This is a genomic window from Achromobacter sp. SIMBA_011 (assembly GCF_046535435.1).
GTDB lineage: Bacteria > Pseudomonadota > Gammaproteobacteria > Burkholderiales > Burkholderiaceae_B > Achromobacter > Achromobacter dolens.
Genome location: NZ_JAWRWN010000023.1, coordinates 1 through 1050 on the forward strand (window position 1 = coordinate 1; position 1050 = coordinate 1050).

At 49.6% G+C, this 1050-nt stretch carries 2 tRNA genes and 2 rRNA genes; all 4 read right to left on the bottom strand.

Going from position 1 to position 1050, the window contains the following annotated elements:
- Positions 1 to 374, bottom strand: a 23S ribosomal RNA gene (locus SB816_RS29665); the annotation flags it as partial.
- 296 nt (positions 375 to 670) lie between these two features.
- Positions 671 to 746, bottom strand: a tRNA-Ala gene (locus SB816_RS29670).
- Positions 747 to 776: 30 nt separating this feature from the next.
- Positions 777 to 853: transfer RNA gene (locus SB816_RS29675), tRNA-Ile, on the bottom strand.
- A gap of 130 nt (positions 854 to 983) precedes the next feature.
- Positions 984 to 1050 (bottom strand): 16S ribosomal RNA (locus tag SB816_RS29680); the annotation flags it as partial.

The following is a 1050-nucleotide window of genomic DNA, read 5'->3' on the forward strand; positions in this document are numbered from 1 at the left end:
CTACTTTTCTCACGCTTAGTTCCACACACAAAATTTCGTCTACAGGGCTATCACCTGCTACGGCCGGACTTTCCATTTCGTTCGACTATCTTGCATGCTAAAACGTGAAGGCTCTTCCGATTTCGCTCGCCACTACTTTCGGAATCTCGGTTGATTTCTTTTCCTCGAGCTACTGAGATGTTTCAGTTCACCCGGTTCGCTTCCACTGACCTATGTATTCAGTCAGGGATACTCCTTGCGGAGTGGGTTTCCCCATTCGGATATCTGCGGATCAAAGCTTGTTTGCCAGCTCCCCGCAGCTTTTCGCAGGCTACTACGTCCTTCATCGCCTGTGATCGCCAAGGCATCCACCATATGCACTTAGTCGCTTGATCCTATAACGCTGTAGGCTATAGGACCTGAGTATTAGCGTTTGTGCCGTTCATAAGTTTCAAAGCAGTCTGAGGTTATTCACCCCAGTCTTGAGAACTTGGAACAAAATTAATGCAATCACAACCCGTACCCATCTTCATCAGCAAGCTGATTACTCGATGAGCACATTTCGTTGTGCTTCTTCCAGATTGTTAAAGAACGAATATAGCTGTTGAGTAAAACCCAACTCATAAGACCGGGCAGATATTATCCGCACGACGCTATGAGTTAGCCTCTACATCCCACCAGGCACAGGTCTTGGTGGAGGTGAACGGGATCGAACCGATGACATCCTGCTTGCAAAGCAGGCGCTCTCCCAGCTGAGCTACACCCCCATATCCACGGCATCTCTACCTGCGAATACTTGGTGGGTCTGGTTGGATTCGAACCAACGACCCCCGCCTTATCAAGACGGTGCTCTAACCGACTGAGCTACAGACCCAAAACCTTCTCGGATCAGTAGTCAGAAGTCATGGACACAGGGAGGAGTCCCTCTACCCAAGCCCACAACCGATCCCAGCTATATCAAACAACCGATAAGAGTGGACGCTTAACACGAGCGCTAAGCTCTGAAAGGAGGTGATCCAGCCGCACCTTCCGATACGGCTACCTTGTTACGACTTCACCCCAGTCATGAAT